Genomic DNA, 3395 nt, shown 5'->3' with positions numbered 1-3395 from the left:
ATTGTACATTGAAAACTAGATAAGTAAGTAAAATATAGATTTTACCAAGCAAAACCGAGTGAATTAAAGTTTGAAAAAGCTTGAATTCAAAACAAATAATCGCTAGTGTTCGAAAGAACACTCACAGATTAATAACATTTTGGGTTTAAATGAAACAATGTTTGATTTAAACAAACGATTAAGTTATTAAGGGCGCACGGTGGATGCCTTGGCACTAGAAGCCGATGAAGGACGTTACTAACGACGATATGCTTTGGGGAGCTGTAAGTAAGCTGTGATCCAGAGATTTCCGAATGGGGAAACCCAGCACGAGTTATGTCGTGTTATCGACATGTGAATATATATCATGTCTGAAGGCATACCCGGAGAACTGAAACATCTTAGTACCCGGAGGAAGAGAAAGAAAAATCGATTCCCTGAGTAGCGGCGAGCGAAACGGGAAGAGCCCAAACCAATAAGCTTGCTTATTGGGGTTGTAGGACACTCTATACGGAGTTACAAATGTATAAATTAGACGAATTATCTGGAAAGATAAATCAAAGAAGGTAATAATCCTGTAGTCGAAAATTTATACACTCTTGAGTGGATCCTGAGTACGACGGAGCACGTGGAATTCCGTCGGAATCCGGGAGGACCATCTCCCAAGGCTAAATACTCTCTAGTGACCGATAGTGAACCAGTACCGTGAGGGAAAGGTGAAAAGTACCCCGGAAGGGGAGTGAAAGAGAACTTGAAACCGTGTGCTTACAAGTAGTCAGAGCCCGTTAATGGGTGATGGCGTGCCTTTTGTAGAATGAACCGGCGAGTTACGATCTGATGCAAGGTTAAGCAGCAAATGTGGAGCCGCAGCGAAAGCGAGTCTGAATAGGGCGTTGAGTATTTGGTCGTAGACCCGAAACCAGGTGATCTACCCATGACCAGGCTGAAGTTCAGGTAACACTGAATGGAGGGCCGAACCGACTTACGTTGAAAAGTGAGCGGATGAGTTGTGGGTAGCGGAGAAATTCCAATCGAACCTGGAGATAGCTGGTTCTCTCCGAAATAGCTTTAGGGCTAGCCTCAAGTGATGATTATTGGAGGTAGAGCACTGTTTGGACGAGGGGCCCTTCTCGGGTTACCGAATTCAGACAAACTCCGAATGCCAATCAATTTAACTTGGGAGTCAGAACATGGGTGATAAGGTCCGTGTTCGAAAGGGAAACAGCCCAGACCACCAGCTAAGGTCCCAAAATATATGTTAAGTGGAAAAGGATGTGGCGTTGCCCAGACAACTAGGATGTTGGCTTAGAAGCAGCCATCATTTAAAGAGTGCGTAATAGCTCACTAGTCGAGTGACACTGCGCCGAAAATGTACCGGGGCTAAACATATTACCGAAGCTGTGGATTGTCCGTAGGACAATGGTAGGAGAGCGTTCTAAGGGCGTTGAAGCATGATCGCAAGGACATGTGGAGCGCTTAGAAGTGAGAATGCCGGTGTGAGTAGCGAAAGACGGGTGAGAATCCCGTCCACCGATTGACTAAGGTTTCCAGAGGAAGGCTCGTCCGCTCTGGGTTAGTCGGGACCTAAGCTGAGGCCGAAAGGCGTAGGCGATGGACAACAGGTTGATATTCCTGTACCACCTCAATTCGTTTTAAGCGATGGGGGGACGCAGTAGGATAGGCGAAGCGTACGATTGGATTGTACGTCCAAGCAGTAAGACTGAGTATTAGGCAAATCCGGTACTCGTAAGGTCAAGCTGTGATGGGGAGAGGAATTTATTCCTCGAGTCGTTGATTTCACACTGCCAAGAAAATCCTCTAGCTAGAATTATGGTGCCCGTACCGCAAACCGACACAGGTAGTCAAGATGAGAATTCTAAGGTGAGCGAGCGAACTCTCGTTAAGGAACTCGGCAAAATGACCCCGTAACTTCGGGAGAAGGGGTGCTTTCTAGGGTTCACGCCCAGGAAAGCCGCAGTGAATAGGCCCAAGCGACTGTTTATCAAAAACACAGGTCTCTGCTAAACCGTAAGGTGATGTATAGGGGCTGACGCCTGCCCGGTGCTGGAAGGTTAAGAGGAGTGGTTAGCTTCTGCGAAGCTACGAATCGAAGCCCCAGTAAACGGCGGCCGTAACTATAACGGTCCTAAGGTAGCGAAATTCCTTGTCGGGTAAGTTCCGACCCGCACGAAAGGCGTAACGATTTGGGCACTGTCTCAACGAGAGACTCGGTGAAATCATAGTACCTGTGAAGATGCAGGTTACCCGCGACAGGACGGAAAGACCCCGTGGAGCTTTACTGTAGTCTGATATTGAAATTCGGCACAGCTTGTACAGGATAGGTAGGAGCCTTTGATACGTGAGCGCTAGCTTACGTGGAGGCGTTGGTGGGATACTACCCTCGCTGTGTTGGATTTCTAACCCGCACCATTGATCATGGTGGGAGACAGTGTCAGATGGACAGTTTGACTGGGGCGGTCGCCTCCTAAAGAGTAACGGAGGCGCTCAAAGGTTCCCTCAGAATGGTTGGAAATCATTCACAGAGTGTAAAGGCATAAGGGAGCTTGACTGCGAGACTTACAAGTCGAGCAGGGTCGAAAGACGGACTTAGTGATCCGGTGGTTCCGCATGGAAGGGCCATCGCTCAACGGATAAAAGCTACCCCGGGGATAACAGGCTTATCTCCCCCAAGAGTTCACATCGACGGGGAGGTTTGGCACCTCGATGTCGGCTCATCGCATCCTGGGGCTGTAGTCGGTCCCAAGGGTTGGGCTGTTCGCCCATTAAAGCGGTACGCGAGCTGGGTTCAGAACGTCGTGAGACAGTTCGGTCCCTATCCGTCGTGGGCGTAGGAAATTTGAGAGGAGCTGTCCTTAGTACGAGAGGACCGGGATGGACATACCTCTGGTGTACCAGTTGTCGTGCCAACGGCATCGCTGGGTAGCTATGTATGGACGGGATAAGTGCTGAAAGCATCTAAGCATGAAGCCCCCCTCAAGATGAGATTTCCCAACTTCGGTTATAAGATCCCTCAAAGATGATGAGGTTAATAGGTTCGAGGTGGAAGCATAGTGATATGTGGAGCTGACGAATACTAATCGATCGAAGACTTAATCAATTTTAATAGGTTTTACTTGGTTTAGTTATTTTACTTACTATCTAGTTTTGAATGTATAACTTACATTCACATACATTGTCTGGTGACAATGGCAAGGAGGTCACACCTGTTCCCATGCCGAACACAGAAGTTAAGCTCCTTAGCGCCGATGGTAGTTGGATTTACATCCCGCTAGAGTAGGACGTTGCCAGGCAATTATAGGATGCGATGAGCCGAGACCGAGAGGTCTCTTTTTTTATGTGAAAAATATACTATCTAGACCGCAAGGTCTTTATTATAAAAGTAGAAACGAGGCGAA

General features: G+C 47.7%; 2 rRNA genes. Both read left to right on the top strand.

Going from position 1 to position 3395, the window contains the following annotated elements:
• The first annotated feature begins 176 nt into the window (after positions 1–176).
• Positions 177–3097: ribosomal RNA gene (locus KA845_RS12075) — 23S ribosomal RNA — on the top strand.
• Between the two features lie 78 nt (positions 3098–3175).
• A 5S ribosomal RNA gene (gene rrf / locus KA845_RS12070) occupies positions 3176–3290 on the top strand.
• The last annotated feature ends 105 nt before the right edge of the window (positions 3291–3395 follow it).

Origin of the sequence: Staphylococcus sp. GDX8P114P-2, from assembly GCF_017892945.1 — a bacterium.
Taxonomy (GTDB): Bacteria; Bacillota; Bacilli; order Staphylococcales; family Staphylococcaceae; genus Staphylococcus; species Staphylococcus arlettae.
The sequence above is the reverse complement of the archived record's forward strand: the minus strand, read 5'-3'. Positions and strand labels throughout refer to the sequence as shown.